This is a genomic window from Pseudomonas sp. LBUM1664 (genome assembly GCF_059695895.1).
Genome location: NZ_CP166791.1, coordinates 1,606,212 through 1,622,883, shown reverse-complemented (window position 1 = coordinate 1,622,883; position 16,672 = coordinate 1,606,212). Strand labels below are relative to the sequence as shown.

The 16,672-nt window shown below is 57.0% G+C and carries 18 protein-coding genes, 1 tRNA gene and 2 pseudogenes; 11 read left to right on the top strand and 10 right to left on the bottom strand.

Annotated features, from left to right (window positions below):
- The first annotated feature begins 19 nt into the window (after nt 1-19).
- The 3 genes from ACA047_RS07695 (at nt 20) to ACA047_RS07685 (ending at nt 2,144) form a co-directional block, all read left to right on the top strand.
- The gene (locus tag ACA047_RS07695; protein WP_497358099.1) at nt 20-712 is read left to right on the top strand and encodes a pseudouridine synthase; all 693 of its coding nucleotides are present in this window, start codon (nt 20-22) and stop codon (nt 710-712) included.
- 311 nt (nt 713-1,023) lie between these two features.
- Nucleotides 1,024-1,908, top strand: coding sequence for an alpha/beta fold hydrolase (locus tag ACA047_RS07690; RefSeq protein WP_497358097.1), 885 nt, complete (start codon nt 1,024-1,026; stop codon nt 1,906-1,908).
- 162 nt (nt 1,909-2,070) lie between these two features.
- Nucleotides 2,071-2,144 (top strand) — tRNA-Gly (locus tag ACA047_RS07685).
- Nucleotides 2,145-2,308: 164 nt separating this feature from the next.
- On the opposite strand, the gene ACA047_RS07680 is transcribed toward ACA047_RS07685, so the two are convergent.
- The gene (locus ACA047_RS07680) at nt 2,309-2,818 is read right to left on the bottom strand and encodes a GNAT family N-acetyltransferase (protein ID WP_497358095.1); all 510 of its coding nucleotides are present in this window, start codon (nt 2,816-2,818) and stop codon (nt 2,309-2,311) included.
- Between the two features lie 176 nt (nt 2,819-2,994).
- On the opposite strand from ACA047_RS07680, the gene ACA047_RS07675 reads away from it, so the two are divergent.
- A complete protein-coding gene (locus tag ACA047_RS07675; protein WP_497358094.1) occupies nt 2,995-3,825 on the top strand; it encodes an AraC family transcriptional regulator in 831 nt (276 codons plus the stop codon).
- A 118-nt stretch (nt 3,826-3,943) separates the two neighbouring features.
- On the opposite strand, the gene ACA047_RS07670 is transcribed toward ACA047_RS07675, so the two are convergent.
- From ACA047_RS07670 to ACA047_RS07655, 4 genes are all read right to left on the bottom strand, one after another.
- Nucleotides 3,944-5,101 carry a fatty acid desaturase gene (locus tag ACA047_RS07670; RefSeq protein ID WP_497358093.1) on the bottom strand — a complete coding sequence of 386 codons (1,158 nt, stop codon included), beginning with the start codon at nt 5,099-5,101 and terminating at the stop codon, nt 3,944-3,946.
- Between the two features lie 11 nt (nt 5,102-5,112).
- Entirely contained in the window at nt 5,113-5,424 is a 312-nt protein-coding gene (locus ACA047_RS07665) for an AzlD domain-containing protein (protein WP_497358092.1), read from the bottom strand.
- Nucleotides 5,421-6,158 (bottom strand): AzlC family ABC transporter permease, encoded by a 738-nt coding sequence (locus ACA047_RS07660; RefSeq protein WP_497358090.1) that lies wholly within the window; start codon nt 6,156-6,158, stop codon nt 5,421-5,423. Before ACA047_RS07660 ends, ACA047_RS07665 begins: the two co-directional genes overlap by 4 nt.
- A gap of 255 nt (nt 6,159-6,413) precedes the next feature.
- The gene (locus tag ACA047_RS07655; protein ID WP_497358089.1) at nt 6,414-6,890 is read right to left on the bottom strand and encodes an Lrp/AsnC family transcriptional regulator; all 477 of its coding nucleotides are present in this window, start codon (nt 6,888-6,890) and stop codon (nt 6,414-6,416) included.
- Between the two features lie 143 nt (nt 6,891-7,033).
- Here ACA047_RS07655 and ACA047_RS07650 point away from each other — a divergent pair, with 143 nt between their 5' ends.
- The 4 genes and pseudogenes from ACA047_RS07650 to ACA047_RS07635 all read left to right on the top strand — a co-directional run bounded on the left by ACA047_RS07650 (nt 7,034) and on the right by ACA047_RS07635 (nt 9,136).
- On the top strand, nt 7,034-7,663 hold the full coding sequence (locus ACA047_RS07650) for a LysE family translocator (protein WP_497358088.1): 630 nt from the start codon (nt 7,034-7,036) through the stop codon (nt 7,661-7,663).
- Between the two features lie 274 nt (nt 7,664-7,937).
- Nucleotides 7,938-8,114, top strand: a pseudogene (locus tag ACA047_RS07645) (type II toxin-antitoxin system HicA family toxin); the annotation flags it as partial.
- Between the two features lie 40 nt (nt 8,115-8,154).
- Nucleotides 8,155-8,565: a type II toxin-antitoxin system HicB family antitoxin gene (locus ACA047_RS07640; protein WP_497358087.1), complete on the top strand. Its 411-nt coding sequence runs from the start codon at nt 8,155-8,157 to the stop codon at nt 8,563-8,565.
- Nucleotides 8,566-8,731: 166 nt separating this feature from the next.
- Nucleotides 8,732-9,136 carry a low affinity iron permease family protein gene (locus ACA047_RS07635; RefSeq protein WP_497358086.1) on the top strand — a complete coding sequence of 135 codons (405 nt, stop codon included), beginning with the start codon at nt 8,732-8,734 and terminating at the stop codon, nt 9,134-9,136.
- A 48-nt stretch (nt 9,137-9,184) separates the two neighbouring features.
- On the opposite strand, the gene ACA047_RS07630 is transcribed toward ACA047_RS07635, so the two are convergent.
- The 4 genes and pseudogenes from ACA047_RS07630 to fos form a co-directional block, all read right to left on the bottom strand.
- Entirely contained in the window at nt 9,185-10,093 is a 909-nt protein-coding gene (locus tag ACA047_RS07630; protein WP_497358084.1) for an SDR family oxidoreductase, read from the bottom strand.
- A gap of 76 nt (nt 10,094-10,169) precedes the next feature.
- Nucleotides 10,170-10,673, bottom strand: coding sequence for a DUF4142 domain-containing protein (locus tag ACA047_RS07625; RefSeq protein WP_497358083.1), 504 nt, complete (start codon nt 10,671-10,673; stop codon nt 10,170-10,172).
- Between the two features lie 291 nt (nt 10,674-10,964).
- Nucleotides 10,965-11,129 (bottom strand): annotated as a pseudogene (locus ACA047_RS07620) (diguanylate cyclase domain-containing protein); the annotation flags it as partial.
- Nucleotides 11,130-11,192: 63 nt separating this feature from the next.
- Nucleotides 11,193-11,609, bottom strand: coding sequence for a fosfomycin resistance glutathione transferase (fos, locus tag ACA047_RS07615; protein WP_497358081.1), 417 nt, complete (start codon nt 11,607-11,609; stop codon nt 11,193-11,195).
- Nucleotides 11,610-11,914: 305 nt separating this feature from the next.
- Here fos and ACA047_RS07610 point away from each other — a divergent pair, with 305 nt between their 5' ends.
- Together ACA047_RS07610 and ACA047_RS07605 are read left to right on the top strand one after the other, a co-directional pair.
- Nucleotides 11,915-13,150, top strand: a complete 1,236-nt coding sequence (locus tag ACA047_RS07610; protein WP_497358080.1) for an aminotransferase class I/II-fold pyridoxal phosphate-dependent enzyme — start codon at nt 11,915-11,917, stop codon at nt 13,148-13,150.
- A 13-nt stretch (nt 13,151-13,163) separates the two neighbouring features.
- Nucleotides 13,164-14,327 (top strand): MFS transporter, encoded by a 1,164-nt coding sequence (locus ACA047_RS07605; protein ID WP_497358079.1) that lies wholly within the window; start codon nt 13,164-13,166, stop codon nt 14,325-14,327.
- Here the strand turns inward: ACA047_RS07605 and yiaY are convergent.
- Nucleotides 14,324-15,472: an L-threonine dehydrogenase gene (gene yiaY, locus ACA047_RS07600; protein ID WP_497358077.1), complete on the bottom strand. Its 1,149-nt coding sequence runs from the start codon at nt 15,470-15,472 to the stop codon at nt 14,324-14,326. The genes ACA047_RS07605 and yiaY overlap by 4 nt on opposite strands.
- A 142-nt stretch (nt 15,473-15,614) precedes the next feature.
- Here yiaY and ACA047_RS07595 point away from each other — a divergent pair, with 142 nt between their 5' ends.
- Nucleotides 15,615-16,634, top strand: a complete 1,020-nt coding sequence (locus ACA047_RS07595) for a DUF4917 family protein (protein WP_497358076.1) — start codon at nt 15,615-15,617, stop codon at nt 16,632-16,634.
- The last annotated feature ends 38 nt before the right edge of the window (nt 16,635-16,672 follow it).

Below are 16,672 nucleotides of genomic sequence, written 5' to 3'. Positions count from 1 at the left end.
TTTCTTTCCTGAACTGCCCATGCGTGTCGACCGCTTCCTCAGCAATCTGCCGCGTTTCAATCGCCAACAGGTCCGGCTGTTGCTGGTGGAGCGACGTGTGCGAATCGACGGCCAGGTTGTCAGCGACCCTCATGCGCAGGTCCGCGAATTCAGCCGGGTCGAAGTCGACGACGACGTGCTGCAAGCGGGCCGACCGGCGCGGTACTTCATGCTGCACAAACCACCCGGCTGCGTCAGCGCCACCCGCGATCCGCAGCACCCCACCGTGCTCGACTGGCTGGACGAACCGGACAAGAACGACCTGCACATCGCCGGACGCCTGGACTTCAATACCACCGGGCTGATGCTGATCACCAACGATGGCACTTGGTCGCGACGCCTGACCCAACCGCAGACCAAACTGCCCAAGGTCTATTACGTCGAAACCGAGCAAACCATCACTGCCGAATACGCCACCACCTTCGCTCGGGGCCTGTACTTCGCTTTCGAAGACCTGACCACTCAGCCGGCGGAGCTGACGTTGCTGGGGCCAACATCGGCGCGACTGAGCATCGTTGAAGGGCGTTATCACCAGGTCAAACGCATGTTCGGCCACTTCGATAACAAGGTGCTGCGCCTGCACCGCGAACGCATGGGGCCGTTGCTGCTCGATGCCAATCTGGCGCCAGGCCAATACCGCGCCTTGACTGCCGAAGAGATTCGCCTGATCTGAGCCGATGACCGCTGGGCAGAAGTGTCGAACAAAAATATAAAGAGCACTTGCGCTACGGCCCGTGCCCTGCTTGAATCAAACCGTCGGCCGAAATGTGACCGATGAGTCACAACATACTTCCAAGAAACTTTTTGCCGGCCAGAACCCTCAGGTTCCGCCTTACCCTCCGGCAAACTGCCCGCCTATAACAACACCCGTCGACCACCGTTTTTGGATCGACATGGGCCTTATCTTCCAGGCGTATGCCTACCTGTCACATTGCTCGTGCAATCTCATTGCGCGCATACCCGCTTGCCCAGGAGTCTTATGACATGAGGCCAGAAATCGCTGTGCTGGATATACAGGGTCAGTATCGGGTTTACACGGAGTTCTATCGCGCAGACGCCGCACAAAAGACCATTATTCTGGTCAACGGCTCGATGGCCACCACTGCGTCGTTTGCACAGACCGCCAAAAACCTCTACCCGCAATTCAACGTCGTGCTGTACGACCAGCCCTACGCAGGCAAGTCCAAACCCCACAATCGGCACGAGAAAATGCTGACGAAGGAAATCGAAGGCATGATCCTCCTGGAACTAATCGACCACTTCGCCGCCGAGCATGTGCTGTCGTTTTCCTGGGGCGGCGCCGCCACACTGAGCGCCTTGGCCCATCGCCCACGGCGCATCGAAAAAGCCGTGATCAGCTCGTTCTCGCCAGTGCTCAACGGGCCGATGCGCGACTACCTTGAACGCGGTGTGGATTACCTGGGCAGCTTGGACGGCGACCGTGTCGGGCACTTGGTCAACAGCACCATCGGCAAACACCTGCCGCCGCTGTTCAAGCGCTTCAACTATCGCCACGTCAGCAATCTGGCCGAGCATGAATACGGGCAGATGCATTTCCACATCAATGACGTGCTCCACAGCGACCGGATGTGCTACGTCAACGCGGCGAAAAAAATCAACGTGCCAGTGCTGTTCCTGAACGGTGAATGGGACGAATACACCGCGGCCGACGACGCCAGGCTCTTCGCTAACCACGTGCAGCAAAGTTCCTTCAGCACGCTGCAAGCCACTGGGCACTTCCTGGACATGGAACACAAAGCCGCCTGCAGGGACAGCCGCGACGCCTTGCTGGGCTTTCTCACACCGGCCCACCACGAAAGCCGCCCGCGCTACCGCTACGTGCAGGACCACCATGCACTGGCTATCTGAAACCGAGTCCTCGCGAGCAAGCCCCGCCCTGCGCCTTCAACAACGGGGCTTGCCCGCGAACGACCGCTCTGGTTCGAGGCTTGCGTAGCCAGGTAACCTCGCCGCAGGTAAAGAAAAACTTCAAATCCGCGCCCACATCTGGTACAAAGTCAGCCGCTCTGAGCGGGTGTCGTATAATGGCATTACTCCAGCTTCCCAAGCTGATAACGAGGGTTCGATTCCCTTCACCCGCTCCAATCGAATTCTGGTCTCACGTCGTGTGGTTTTGGCGGGGGATGTAAAAAAACCGGCTCTTGGTGGCCGGTTTTTTTTGGTCTGGCGTTTGTGGGGGGCTGGGATGTACTTTGGCAGATTGGATATGCCGGATCGTCCGGTCGCCGCCCGAATCCAGGAATTGCGCCTAGCACCTTGTGGTGCCTGCAAGGTCCCCAAGCGCGCTTTGATCCACCAATGGCTTTCGCATGGGTACGCACGCCAATTGAAGCCCGGAAGGAGAGTGATAAACACTCTGGATCGTTCCGGTGAAGCCACAACAACGATAGAAAGCTGCAGCGTTAAGAGTGGCTTCAAGATGGATCTCAGCAAGTCCTGCCTCACGGGCCAGATGCTCAAGATAGCGGACCATACTTTTACCGATACCCTGCCCCATGAACGCCGGCAGTACGAAGACTGCACCCAGTTCACCGCTTTGAAAATTGATCAGACCTGTCGCGGCAGGAACGCCATCGACCAGCGCCAAGTGATAGTCCTTCTCCACCCAGGCCCTGTAACTGTCTGTGAGCGGCACAGAAGTCCAGGCCATTACTTGTTCATTCGTGTAGGCAGCACCGCACTGGTGTCGTATTGCCTGAAGGCGGATATCGAAGGCAACCTGCGCCTCACCACGTTTGGCTGGACGAATTTGCAGCATCTTCATTCTCCCTGCACTGGTGTTTGGCAATGACGGCCGGCGTGGGGGGGTGGCAATGACAGCGAAAACACGGCCACTTTGACAGAAAATTCATGTTAAGGTCGGCGCTCTACATAGGCTTCAATTTGCATGGAAACTGGAAGGGAATGCGCGTGCTCCAAGGAGGTGAGTAAAAAATGAAAGAACAAACCAGCGTCTATCATTTGGAGGCATTTGGCGGGTTGGACCTGCTCCAGGCTCGGTATTACAAACAGAATTTTTCTCGACATGCCCATGAGACTTTTTGTATCGGTGTTATTGAGGAAGGGGCCCAGCGTTTCTATCGAACGGGGGGAAATCACGTTGCCCCTAAAGGCGATATCATTCTAGTCAATGCAGATGATGTTCATACCGGCTCGTCCGGAATGGACAGCGGTTGGTCATACAGAGCTATTTATCCTCACCCCCACCTGCTGTGTTCACTGTCACGTGACTTTAACAAGCCAGAAGGGAGCATTCCATGGTTTCCCGATGCGGTCATTCATGACCCTGGCTTAGCCACGCAGCTCCTGATGGTTTTCAACTTACTGACGCAAGAAGGCAATGGCCTGCTGAAGGAGACACTTCTGCTCTCTTCGCTTGCTTGGCTAACCATGCGACATGGAAAAACCAAAACGACAGGGAATGATCTTCAACGTACCGAAACCAATATAGCCACGCTAAAAGATTTTATCGACAGCTACCCGGAGCGTGATATTTCCTTGATGCAACTGGCGGACATGGCTCAATTGAGCCCGTGGCACTTTTTGAGGCAATTCAAAAAGACTGTTGGGATACCGCCGCATGCCTATTTGGTTCAGGCGCGCCTGAGAAAATCGAAAAAATTGTTGCTGCAAGGGCTGTCTATTTCAAACGTGGCAACGCTTTGCGGCTTTTCCGATCAAAGCCATTTCCATCGTCACTTCAAGAGCGCGATGGGCTTTACGCCTGGGGAATATGCGCACTCCACACGCAAACATAGGAAGTGATCCGGCCAACTTTTTTGAATACTGACAGTAAAGAACAGTGATGTACCGCCCAAATGGTACCCACCGAGGCAGATACCATTTTTGGCATTGAATGTCATCACTGAGAGCCCGTACTCCCCTAGTTTAGACGGTACTCCAAGTTCTCTGTGTCGACCTCTGCTGACGCACTGATCATCTCAAATACATAATCCAGGCAATTGTGCAGACCCCAAATATCGACATAGTCGTACTTTCCTTCGCGGAGTAATTTCTGTGCACTGGCCTCCCTCAATGCAGCATAGTCAAACCACTGGCGTACACTGCCGTGTCGGTGATGCCAGTCATGGCACACTAAGGAGCCTTGAACCACCAGCATTCGGACGGGCAAATGATAAAACAGATGAGCCACCGTCCATGTCAACCACTGGGGCGCTTTAGCGATCGTAAAACTCGATGGGCAGGGCGCTCCACAAAAACGGCCGTGGCAGTTTTTGATGTGGCTATCACGTACGGTTTCGCCTTCTTTCCTCAGTAACCATACATGTTCAGTCAGTAGGTGAAGCAAAGAGGCTGCTTGATAGACAAGCACCAGGGGCACGATAACCAGCAGGAAAAAAACACCCGCTCCATAACGCCACGCCATACCCGCCAAAAAGCCCATCCATAATACCGACATTGCAAAGCGATACAGGGGTACGCCCATCAGGTTTGATTTGATACGCCCGTACAGAAAAGACAGATGAAAAACGGGGCTAAACAATTTAACAAATAAGTTTAAGTACAGGGTTGATTTAGATTTTCCCGGCACAAAACCCAGCTTGTAAATTGCCGCCAGATCTTTGTCGTCGACGGTGGAAAATTTCTTTCCGTGATGCTCATACACATGGAACTGCCGGTAGGATGTGTAGGGTTGCACAATGAACAGCGTCGATAATATCTCACACACTGCCTTATTCAGCCGCGGCGACTTATACAGGTGCCCATGCACACCATGATGAATAATAGTCGCCACTACATATCTCGCGCCGGAGGCGCAAAACACCACACCCACGATGTAGCTCAACAGGCTCCAATAATTATTGGACAAGCCTGGCAATGCCAACATCATCATTGCCAAACCGCCAAAGACCCAACCCAGTGACCAGCAGATCATTTCTGTCGAATTTGAGCGCCACAGCGTTTTCCTTCCGGCTATTTCTTTCCCTGTCAACCAAGTCCATACACCTTGAAAAGGTAATGCGTTGTAGGTGTTACGTATACTCGTTGACTTTTCCCAATCCCTGATGACGCCTTTCATTACCACTCCTGTTAAAGAATATAGCACAGCAAATAGAACACAATCAGACTGCAGATAACCGAGAGCACCATGTTGCGCACATAAATAGCCATGATGACGCTTATGATGCTTCCCAATAAATAGGGGTTTCCAGAGACTGAACGCAGTACGCCATGCTCTAAAAAAATAATCGGGCCGCAAATGGCCGTCAGCAAACACGGCGCTGAATATTCGAGCGCCTCACTCAGAATCTTGGGAATTTTTAACGGAACGCTTGGTTCAAGGAAAACATACCGGTTAAAAAAAACCACCGCGGCCAAGGTCAGCAGTAACAACCAAGTCATGCAACGCTCCTATTCATTCTGGCGACCATCACTGAAACAAACATTCCAGAGACGCCAGCCATGACAATGGCGCCCTCTATGTTGAGCCAGGACAACAGCATGGACATAAACAGCGAATAAGCCACGCCCACCAGTACACTGGGCTTTTTTATCATCGGAACAACGATCGTAATGAAGGTGGCCACAATGGAAAAATCCAAATGATATTTGTCCAGGTCAGGCACTGCCGAGGCCATCAAAATACCCAGAAGGCTGAATATGTTCCAGGACAAGTAAAACGTCAGCCCGGCGCCGATTAAATAACCGGGCGTCAGCGGTTTTTTCTCTTTGTTTGCGCTGCTCAGTGCAAACAACTCGTCGGTCAGGAGAAAACCAATAGGGATGCGGTAGCGCGCCCGCATTTTAGCCACAGGCTCGCGCAGCGTTAGCCCATAGAGAAAGTGTTGTGCGGTTATAAAAAAAACCGACACAGCCACTGTAAAAAAACTTGCGCCCGACATCACCAGACTCAGACTAACCAACTGTGCTGCACCCGCAAAAACGATGGCGGACATGCCGATACTCTGCCCTATCGTTAAACCAGCCTGCACGGCCATGGACCCCGCTAAAATCCCCCATGGAAGAACAGAAAGACACAGCGGCAACATATTCAATACGCCCGTAAAAAAACCCTGCCAATGGGCAGGGTGACGCGGGCTGGATGTATTTAACTCATCGGCGGCGAGCTGTTCCATAATAAATATTCATCACAGGCTTTATCGATAGTGATGAATGCTAGTGATTTACTATCCGCCAGGTATTGCACGAAATTGCTGATAAAACAGGACGTTTTATCGCCGCCTATTGCGTTGGTATTGATGGCTGACGTGTGCCGGCGCCTGGTGCTCCGGCGCGATGTCGAAGAACCTGCGGTCCTCCAGGGAAAATATCGCCAGGCATTATTGGATAAAATTGCTGTTTAGTCGGTTGGGTAGGAATGGGACGGCCATTCAAGCCCCTGGCAAATGCCCCAACGGCAATGCCCCCGGCGTCTTCACGGTATGAATCGCAAAGTTACTCCGGATATCACTCACCCCCGGCAGTTTCAGCAGCCGCCCGGTTAGGAAGCGGTCGTAAGCCCGCAGGTCCGGCACAACCACCTGCAATAGAAAATCCGATTCGCCTGACACCAAAAACGCCGAAATCACCTCCGGCAACGCCGTGACCGCCAGGCGAAACGCCTCGGCTTGTTCATCGTTGTGCCGTTCAACCTTGACCCCGACAAATACCGTCAGCCCGAGCCCCACCTCGTCGCGATCGAGGTTGGCCTGGTAACCGCGAATCACACCGGCTTCTTCCAGCATCCGCACCCGGCGTAGGCACGGTGAGGCGGATAAGCCGATTTCTTCGGCCAGTTGCACATTGCTCAGGCGGCCGTCGCGTTGCAGCGCGGCGAGGATTTTGCGATCGAAGGCGTCCAGTTTCATGGATTGGTAGATTCCAATGTATTCACGCGAATATAAAGCAGGTTATGCCAATTTCCATGGCTTTAGAAGCTGACTTCGCAACCACCTGCCTCCCCTCTCAGCCCTAGACTGGCATGACCGAATAGTGGATGAAGGGGTATGGCATGGCGCAGCTCTGGTTGTTCTTGATGGCCTTGATGGTGGTGTATGTGTTGCCCGGGCCAGACATGATTTTGCTGCTGCAAACCGGTGCCCGTCAGGGCAAGGGCGCGGCGCTGGCGACGGCGGTGGGCCTGGGTGTCGCTCGGGGATGCCATGTCGCGTTGGCTGCGTTGGGGCTCTCGGCACTGTTCAAGACAGCACCCTGGACCTTTGATGTGGTACGCCTGGCTGGCGCGGCTTACTTGTTATGGATCGGTTTTCAATGCCTGCGGACCACGTTGTTGCCAAGCTTTGAGGGGGCCGGTGTCGAGGATGGAAAGCCGCGTTGGCGCCAGGCGATTCGGCGCGGGCTGCTGACGAACCTGCTCAACCCGAAGGCGCTGCTGTTTTGCTCGGTGTTGTTACCGCAGTTCATCGATCCACAGGGCGGGCCGGTGCTTGGACAGTTCGCCACGCTGGGGATCGTGTTGGTTGGCGTCGGCTTATTGTTTGATAGCACCTACGCGCTGGTGGGCGTGGCACTCGGGCGTTGGCTTCAACGTTCCCCCTCGGCTCAGCGCGTGCAGCAATGGTTGTTTGGGAGTCTTTTGATTGGGTTTGCGGTGCGGCTGACTTTTGTGCAGCAGTCGTAGTGCCTGCCGATTCACAAAGCGGGTCGCAAACCTGAGCAGTAAATCTGGGGCGGCTTCGCAGCCCAGCGCAAGCGAGCTCCCTCGCCACGGTCGCACTCTCACCTTCACATCCCGAAATAATCCCACCCGCCTCACCGCCGCCCTTGTGCAGTGCGGCTTCTAGACTTCGTTGCAACGACCCCAACCACCCGACAACGTCGCATGGGTGGTTATAGTGTTGATCATTCAATATCAGTAGGTATAGTAACCATCAAACACACCACATGGAGGTGATGTGAATAGCCGATTTTTGATAAGCCAAATCGTTGCAGACGGTTGGTATCTGGTGCGGGTTCGGGGCAGTCACCATCATTTCAAGCCCCCGACCAAACCGGGATTGGTCACAGTTCCTCACCCGAAGAAGGACCTGCTCAAAAAAACGGCCATCAGTATTTTGCAACAGGCTCTGCTTCAACCGGCCCGTTGCGCTACGTCTGCGGAGGACGATGAATATGCTTTACCCGATTGCGATTTCCATGGGTGATGAACACCATGCCTGGGGTGTTGAAGTGCCGGATATTCCCGGTTGTTTTTCCGCTGGCGATGACTTGGACGACGCCATGGCGATGGCGCGTGAGGCCATTGAGGGGCACTTTGAAATTCTGGCCGAAGACGGCTCGCCGATTCCGCCAGCCAATACAGTGACCTTGCATGCGGCCAATCCAAAATACGCCGGTTGCGCCTGGGCGCTGGTGGACATTGATGTGACCAAGTACCTGGGCAAGGCGCAGAAGCTCAACATCACGTTGCCCGGCTACCTGCTCAATCGCATTGATGAGTATGTGTTGCACCACCCTGAGGAAAAAAGCCGCTCAGGGTTCCTCGCTTCGGCGGCGCTGAAGGTGTTGCAGCAAGGGCGCTGAGAAAACAACGGCTGGGTGCAAACCCAGTGGGAGATTCTATGTTGCAGGGCAACCCTGCAACATGGGCGATAAAGCGTTCGCGTTAGTAGCGCCGTAAATGTAAGCAGAATTTTCACCGTTTCGTTGCTGTCACACCAGACAGGTGCATCCCAATAAGGACACAGCAATGAGCTTCGCAAAAATCGCACAAAAATTGGCCCTCTGGGCGGGGAGCCCCAAGACGTTCCTGGGGGCCCTCGTGTTGTTGGTGCTCTGGGCCGTCAGCGGGCCTTTTTTCCAGTTCAATGACACCTGGCAACTGATCATCAACACTTCAACGACGATCATCACTTTCCTGATGGTGTTCCTGATTCAGAACACGCAGAACCGCGATACAGACATCTTGCATCTGAAGATCGATGAGTTATTGCGAGCGACCAAAAATGCGCAAAATGCGATGCTCGGGCTTGAGGCACTGGACCTCAAGCAACTGGAGGCGCTGAGGAAGCACTACCAGGCCATGGGCGAAGACGAGGTCAAGGGCCTTGAAGGCCTGGAGGAAAAGAACAAAATCGACCTGAACCAGTGTTGAGGCAGGGGGGCGAGTGGTGGGGTGCCACTCGCACGACCCGGCTAAGCGTCAAGGCAGCGGATTGCCACCCGTCACGCCGAACACTTCCCCGGTGATATAACTCGATTCCTGGGACGCCAGCAGCACATAGAGCGGCGCGCATTCGGCCGGTTGGCCTGGGCGCTTCATCGGCACCTGGGAGCCAAATGTGGGAATTTTCTCCTGCGGTTGTCCGCCGCTGGGTTGCAGCACGGTCCAGATCGGCCCCGGTGCCACGGCGTTGACCCGAATACCCTTGCTGATCACCTGCCCGGCGAGCGCCTTGGTGAATGCCACGATGGCGGCCTTGGTGGTGGCGTAATCCAACAGCGTTGCGGACGGGTCATAGGATTGGATCGACGCCGTGTTGATCACCGTCGCCCCGGCTGGCATCAGCGGCACCGCGGCCTTGCAGAGCCAGAACATCGCATAGAGGTTGGTTTTCATGGTGTCGTCGAATTGTGCGGTGGTGATGTCGGCGATGTCTTTTTGCGCTTGCTGCTTGCCGGCGACGTTCGCCAGAATGTCCAGGCCACCCAGTTGCTCGTGGGCGGTTTTCACCAGTTGGAGGCAAAAGGCTTCGTCTTTGAGGTCACCGGGAATCGCAATGGCCCTGCGGCCTTCGGCTTCGATCAGTTCGATGACTTGTCGCGCATCACGCTCTTCGCTGGGCAAATAGTTGATCGCTACATCGGCCCCTTCCCGGGCGTAGGCGATGGCAGCGGCACGCCCGATACCCGAGTCGCCCCCCGTGACCAGAGCCTTGCGCCCTTCCAGGCGGCCGAAGCCTTGGTAACTTTTTTCACCGTGATCGGGCTTGGGCACCATGTCCTGGTCGAAGCCCGGTGGCGATTGCGGCTGATCGGGAAATGGCGGGCGAGGATATTGCGTCAGCGGGTTCTGCATCGCGTATTGGTTGGGTTCTCGGTGTGTAGACATCGAGTTTTCTCCTTGCGGCGGGCAAGATGAGCCGGGGCGCAAACGCCCCGGACCTGAATGTAAAAAGTGCTGCGAATCAGCGACTGGCTTGCAGCGCCTTGGCCATCTCGAGATGGGTCTGCAATTTAGGCAGGGTTTCATCGGCGAACGCTTTGATTTCCGGCACTTCGGTGGTCTGGGCCTCCTGCTGGATCTGCTCGATGGCTTCCTCGGTGGCCTTGACCTGGCTGGCGGCATAGGCAGCCTCGAACGACTCACCTTGCGCCACTTGCGGCATCAGCGCCTTGGCCTTGTCGGCCACTTCCTCCCTTGGCGCGACGGGCAGGTCGAGCTTTTTCGCGATCTTGGCCAAGTGTTGATTGGCGGTGGTGCGGTCGTTGATCACCATGATGGTGTAATCCTTGACCTCCCTGGATTCGGCTTTTGCGTGGGCCAGGCGACTGGCCTCGATGTCGGCCATGCCTTTGGCGGAAGCATCGTTGATGAATTCGGCAGGCGATTGGGCCCAGGCACTATTGGCACCCAGGCCCATCAGCACGACGAGACTGGTGGTGCGAAAAAAGGTGGCCATCCGACTCATGGTCGCGCCCTCCTCTGATAAAAGTTCTGGCAGATTTCTCTGCCTCTGAATCAGAACCACCTACGACGATTTAGCAAAACGTCTGACCCGGTTTGCGACCGATATCGGCTTTCAACGGGGACCTATCGACGGTCGTGATGGTGGTTCTCCCACTTTTGCGACCCACTTCAAACGCCTTCGTTCGATCGTGGGTGATGTTTCCGGCGAGCGGGATCCACCTTACATACGAAAGGGACAAGGCTTGAAAGGTTTGAATGAATGTCCTGCGCCGCGACGAACGGTGGTGCCCGGTCAGATGCCAGAGGCCTTGGGATTCTGGCGTTTAGCGGCATACATCGCTTCGTCAGCGTGGCGAAACAGCGCCAAGTCTTCGGTGCCATGGTCGAGGAAACAGGCGACGCCAATGCTCGGTTCGATGTTCAGGCACTGCCCCTCCAGGCGCAGTGGCTGCGCCAACATTTCGAGTACTCATGGAGCGCGAAGCCATCCGGATAGTGCAGCGGTGAGCGAACCGAAGGATCAGGGAACCGTAAAAAACGCCATTCCAGCATAAGGTGCCTGCCGGCAAGCCTTCAGCCGGGACGCCAGATCTCCCACATGAACTTCGAGTTTGTGCCCGTCCGGGTCGAGAAAGTAAAACGAGGCGCCTTCGCTGCGATTGTCTCGCCACGGCGTTACCCGAGCTGCGTTCAGCCGCGCCACCAGCACCGGGAAATCTTCGGCACGGGCGCTGAAGGCGTAATGGGTGTAGTCCAGCGCCGGCTCGGTTTTGCGCGACGGGTCGAGAGACAGGCATAGCCACAATCCTGGCAGCGACAAATAGGCGCCGCTGTCCCACTTGGCCTCCAGACGAAGCTGCAATAACGCGTGATAAAACCCCACGCTTCGGTCCAGGTCGGTGACGGCAAGGGTCAGATGATTGAGGCCTGAGAGCATGAACAAGCAACCTTTAGAAAGTATCGACATTAGGCCCGCCAACCGGGTGTCGGAAGGGTGCCGCAGGCAACACGAAACGCAGCGCGCCTGAGCGTAAAAGCCTAATTCCGCCGAGCTCCGACGCCGCAAACGGATTTCCCGCCCAAGCCCTTAGGCAAGATCCTACACAGAAGTCTCCAGTAACACTCAAACACGCCGGAAACAGCCGATTCAAAGCCCTGCACAACGATCTGTAAAGTCTGGAAACACACAGACATTGAAACAACCCACGGACCGCACCACTCACCAAGGAATGTAATCGCACTATGAACCAGACTGCACAGCCGACCCATCGCTTCACCAATTACCGTAAGGTCATTTCCCTGGCGGACCAGGACTGGCAGAGCGCCGAAGTCGGAAAAATTTCGGGGCTAAATGTCGACGTCAAGACACCCAATATCCTGGTCGACCAATACGGCCGGACCTTTTACCACTTCTGTACGACGTCCTACCTGGGGCTGGATTACCACCCCGCGTTGCTGGACGGTGCCATGACCGCCCTGTGGGAAACCGGAACCTTGCGTATCGCCAACTCAAAAAATCGCTGCAAGCTGGCGATCCTGGACCAGTACGAAACCCAATTATCGGAGTTGTTTGGCGCCAGTTGCCTCAGTGCCTTGTCTTGCAGCGCAGCAAGCGCCGGGATCCTGCCGCTGCTGGCCAGTGGTGTGCTGACGGGAAATCGGCCGCCGGTGATGGTGTTTGACAAACACGCCCATTACTCGATGAATCACATCAAGGCCGCCTGCGCCGATGAAACCCGGGTCATCACGTGTGCGCACAACGATATGAATTTCATCGAAGACTTGTGCAAACAACAGCGCAACGTGGCGTATGTGGCCGACGGCGCCTACAGCATGGGTGGGGTGGCGGATCTCGATAGCCTGCTGTATCTCAAGCAGCGTTATGGCCTGTTTCTCTATCTGGATGACTCCCACGCGCTGTCCACCGTGGGGGAATGCGGGGCTGGCCTGGTCCGTTCGCGTCTCCACACCGTGGATGAACGTACCCTGATTGTCGCCTCACTGGCCAAATCATTCGGGGCCAGTGGCGGGCTGGTTATGTTCGGCAGTGAACGGCACAAAGCGCTGGTGCAGCGTTACGGTGGACCGAGCAATTGGTCCCAGAGCCTGAACGCAGCGGCTATTGGCGCCGGCATGGCCTCGATCCGCCTGCACCGCAGCCGAGAATTCAGCGCCTTGCAAGAGCGTTTGCAGGCTAATATCCGCCTCTTCGACAGCCTCGTTCGTACCGAACAGCGCGCTAACCCCATGGCAATCCGCCTTGTGCCCTGCGGTAAAGCAGCCCTGGCCAACAGCCTGGCGGTCGAACTGGCCGAGCTGGGGTACTTCACTTCAGCGGTCTTTTTCCCCGTGGTGCCGCAAGACAAGGCCGCAATCCGCATCACCCTGCGCGCCGACATGGAGCCGAATGTGATTCGCTCGTTCTGCGAACGGATCACCGAGCTGCTGCTGGCCCATGGGCGTGACATCCGCCCTTGAAACGAGCCGTTTGATGAAGAACCGCACAACCCTGATCGTCACCTGCACCACCGTCTTCCTGGCACAACTGGGCATGAGCATCTACTTGCCGGCCCTGCCTGATATGGCTCGGGATCTTGGGGCCGATGCGTCCCAGATTTCCTGGGGTTTGTCGATGTACCTGATCGGTATGGCGCTGCCGATGTTGTCGTGGGGCAGCCTGGGCCAACGGCTGGGGCGCAAACCGGTTTTGCTGGCGGCATTGGCGCTGTACGGCCTGGCTAATCTGGCCCTGCCACTGGGTACTACAGCGCAGGCGTTCCTGGCGCTCAGGTTGATCCAGGGCATCGGCGCCAGCGGTATCTCAGTGATGACGCGGGTATTGATTCGCGACAGTTTCAGTGGCGACCTGCTGGCCAAGGCCCTGTCATGGATCTCGATCGCCTTCGTGATTGCCCTCGGCATCGGCCAATACCTGGGCTCGCTGATCCAGGCCACTTTCGGTTGGGAGGCGATCTTCTACGGGTTGGGCGCGGTCAGCCTGGCCATGGCAGCCGCAGTGTCCCGGGCCGCGTTCCCGGTACTGGCGCAGGGTCACAAGGGGCAATCGGCATGGCGCGTTTACGGGCAGATACTCGGTCACCGCAGTTTTCTACTGCCTGCATTGGTCGGGGGCCTGGGCTACGGGGTGATCGTTGCCTTCAACACCGCAGCGCCACTGATCTTGCAGGAAAGTTTTCACTGGTCGGCGATTGAGTACGGCCTGCTGGGCTGGCCGATCAGTGCGGCCTATCTGCTCGGCGCGCTGGCGGTGAACGCCTTTGTGCTGCGCACCGGCCAACGACGGATGATGGGCTGGGGCATCGCACTGGTGCTGGGCGGTTGCGCGACCATGCTGGCAGGCAGCCTCACCCTGGGCAACATCGCGTTGCTGTTCTGGCTGCCGTATTGCTTCGCGGTATTCGGTCAGTCGTTGAACTACCCCATCAGCCTGTCCCTGGCCAACGCGGGCTCACCGGTAGCCGGCGCTTATGCCATGGCGTTGAGCGGCTTTGTGCATCAACTGATGGCATCGGTAATCGGCGCCATGGCCAGCCTGTTGTTGAGCCAACAGGCCTGGCCGCTGGCCGCGTTGTGCACGCTGTTGGCGGTGGCGGCAATGTTGTGCGTAAGGTTCATGCCACCCCAGGCCGATTAAAACGCGCTGCGGAAAATTTCCTCGATCTGGCGTTGATCCGCCGCCCGTGGGTTGGTCAGGCCGCAAGCGTCTTTCAAAGCGTTGGTGGCCAGCACCGGCACGTCGTTGAGACGTACGCCCAACTCACGCAAACCAGCCGGAATGTCCACGTCATGGGCCAGCGTGCGGATGGCCGCAATGGCGGCCTGGGCCCCCTCCTCCGGGCTGACCCCGCGCGTCTCGGCACCCATGGCATGGGCCACGTCGGTCAGTCGAGCAGCGCACACCGAGGCGTTGAAGCTCTGCACATGCGGCAACAGCACCGCGTTGCATACGCCGTGAGGCAAGTCGTAGAAACCGCCCAACTGATGCGCCATGGCATGCACGAAGCCCAGCGAAGCATTGTTGAACGCCATCCCTGCGAGAAACTGTGCGTAGGCCATGTTCTCCCGCGCCGTCAGATCGGTGCCGTCGAGCACGGCCAGGCGCAGGTTATTGCTGATCAAAGTGATGGCTTTCAAGGCGCAGGCATCGGTAATCGGGCTGGCGGCGGTGGACACATAAGCCTCGATCGCGTGGGTCAGCGCATCCATGCCGGTGGCGGCAGTCAGGCTTTTGGGCATCGCCACCATCAGCGCCGGGTCGTTGACCGACAAGAGCGGGGTCACGTTGCGATCGACAATCGCCATTTTCACGTGGCGGGCCTCGTCGGTGATGATGCAAAACCGGGTCATCTCGCTGGCGGTACCTGCCGTGGTATTGATGGCGATCAGCGGCAATTGTGGCTTGCTCGAGCGGTCAACGCCCTCGTAGTCACGGATGTGCCCGCCGTTGGTCGCGCACAGGGCGATGCCCTTGGCGCAATCGTGGGGCGAACCGCCGCCCAACGAGACAACGAAGTCGCACCGACTCTCCTTCAGCAAGCCCAGCCCGAGCTCGACATTGGCAATGCTCGGGTTAGGCTTGGCGCCGTCGAAAATCACCGAGTCGATATCCTGTATCGCCAGCAGTTCGGCCACCTTGCTTGCAACGCCGGCCTTGGCCAGCCCCGCGTCGGTGACGATCAATGCCTTGCGAAAGCCGTAGTTGCGAATGGCGGTCATGGCCTCGTCGAGGCAACCCAGACCCATGATGTTCACGGCGGGAATGAAAAAAGTACTGCTCATGAGACACGCTCCTGGAAGAGGCCGGGATTGGCGAGGGCTTATAGGATGACCAAGTAGTCACGACGCATCTTGATCTGGCGCAAGACTAGGTCGTGATAAAGTCGCGCCCTGCCTTTTGCCACGTTTTGAGATGACCTTCGCAATGACCGATTTCCAGGAATATGACGCCCGGCTCGAAGATTGGGAGGCCTTGCGCGCCAACACCGACTTCAGCGGCCTGCTGGTGGGCAATGGCGCCAGCCGTGCCGTGTGGGACGATTTCGGCTATGACTCGCTGTTCGAAAACGCCCGCACCGTTGAGGAAAAACCTCTGAGCCCGTCGGAACTGAGCGTGTTCGACGCAATGCAGACCCGCAGTTTCGAACAGGTGCTCGGTGCGCTGAAAACCACCAGCCGGGTCAACAAGGCCCTGGCCGTCAGCTCCGCCGCCCCGCGCAATCGCTACTACGCGATCAAGGAAGCGCTGATCAACACGGTGCATGCCGTGCACATCCCCTGGCGGCTGGTGCAGCCGTCGACCCTGGCGGCGCTGAACCAGGAACTGAGCCGTTACCGCACGGTGTTCACCACCAACTACGATTTGCTCAACTACTGGGCGATCCAGCAGGCGCCCGAGAGCGTCACCGACCTGTTCTTCGGCACCGAGCACAGTTTTGATCTGCGCCAGGTAACCACGGACAAACCGCGCCTGCTGTACCTGCACGGCGGCCTGCACCTGGTGCGCAACCAGGACGGCACGGCGCGCAAGCTCACCTCCACCGAGGGCACGCTGTTGGGCAGTTTCGCCATCAACAACACCATCAAGACCCTCGACAACGTGCCGTTGTTCGTCAATGAAGGCCCGAGCCAGGACAAACTCAAGACCATCCGCAGTTCCGATTACCTGTCGTTCTGTTACGACCAGTTGCTGCACCACAGCGATAGCCTGTGCCTGTTCGGCCATGCCCTGGGCGACCAGGACAGCCACATTGTCCAGGCCCTGCGCCAGGCAAAGCCCAACACGGTGGCGATCTCGATCCTCCCCCGCAGCCAGGCGTTCATCCAGCATCAGAAACGGCATTACGCCAAGGTATTTCAGGGGTTGGATGTTCAATTGCGCTTCTTCGACGCCAAGAGCCATCCGCTAGGCGATCCGAAGCTGTCGGTGCCGGTGGAGGTTTAAAGGCAGGGTAAAAACTTGTGGCAAGGGCATTTATCTGT

Bases quoted from the DNA above. Each gene is read 5' to 3' on its own strand.
- ACA047_RS07695 (WP_497358099.1), top strand. From the start codon at position 20: ATGCGTGTCGACCGCTTCCTCAGCAATCTGCCGCGTTTCAATCGCCAA.
- ACA047_RS07690 (WP_497358097.1), top strand. From the start codon at position 1,024: ATGAGGCCAGAAATCGCTGTGCTGGATATACAGGGTCAGTATCGGGTT.
- ACA047_RS07680 (WP_497358095.1), bottom strand. From the start codon at position 2,818: ATGCTGCAAATTCGTCCAGCCAAACGTGGTGAGGCGCAGGTTGCCTTC.
- ACA047_RS07675 (WP_497358094.1), top strand. From the start codon at position 2,995: ATGAAAGAACAAACCAGCGTCTATCATTTGGAGGCATTTGGCGGGTTG.
- ACA047_RS07670 (WP_497358093.1), bottom strand. From the start codon at position 5,101: ATGAAAGGCGTCATCAGGGATTGGGAAAAGTCAACGAGTATACGTAAC.
- ACA047_RS07665 (WP_497358092.1), bottom strand. From the start codon at position 5,424: ATGACTTGGTTGTTACTGCTGACCTTGGCCGCGGTGGTTTTTTTTAAC.
- ACA047_RS07660 (WP_497358090.1), bottom strand. From the start codon at position 6,158: ATGGAACAGCTCGCCGCCGATGAGTTAAATACATCCAGCCCGCGTCAC.
- ACA047_RS07655 (WP_497358089.1), bottom strand. From the start codon at position 6,890: ATGAAACTGGACGCCTTCGATCGCAAAATCCTCGCCGCGCTGCAACGC.
- ACA047_RS07650 (WP_497358088.1), top strand. From the start codon at position 7,034: ATGGCGCAGCTCTGGTTGTTCTTGATGGCCTTGATGGTGGTGTATGTG.
- ACA047_RS07640 (WP_497358087.1), top strand. From the start codon at position 8,155: ATGCTTTACCCGATTGCGATTTCCATGGGTGATGAACACCATGCCTGG.
- ACA047_RS07635 (WP_497358086.1), top strand. From the start codon at position 8,732: ATGAGCTTCGCAAAAATCGCACAAAAATTGGCCCTCTGGGCGGGGAGC.
- ACA047_RS07630 (WP_497358084.1), bottom strand. From the start codon at position 10,093: ATGTCTACACACCGAGAACCCAACCAATACGCGATGCAGAACCCGCTG.
- ACA047_RS07625 (WP_497358083.1), bottom strand. From the start codon at position 10,673: ATGAGTCGGATGGCCACCTTTTTTCGCACCACCAGTCTCGTCGTGCTG.
- fos (WP_497358081.1), bottom strand. From the start codon at position 11,609: ATGCTCTCAGGCCTCAATCATCTGACCCTTGCCGTCACCGACCTGGAC.
- ACA047_RS07610 (WP_497358080.1), top strand. From the start codon at position 11,915: ATGAACCAGACTGCACAGCCGACCCATCGCTTCACCAATTACCGTAAG.
- ACA047_RS07605 (WP_497358079.1), top strand. From the start codon at position 13,164: ATGAAGAACCGCACAACCCTGATCGTCACCTGCACCACCGTCTTCCTG.
- yiaY (WP_497358077.1), bottom strand. From the start codon at position 15,472: ATGAGCAGTACTTTTTTCATTCCCGCCGTGAACATCATGGGTCTGGGT.
- ACA047_RS07595 (WP_497358076.1), top strand. From the start codon at position 15,615: ATGACCGATTTCCAGGAATATGACGCCCGGCTCGAAGATTGGGAGGCC.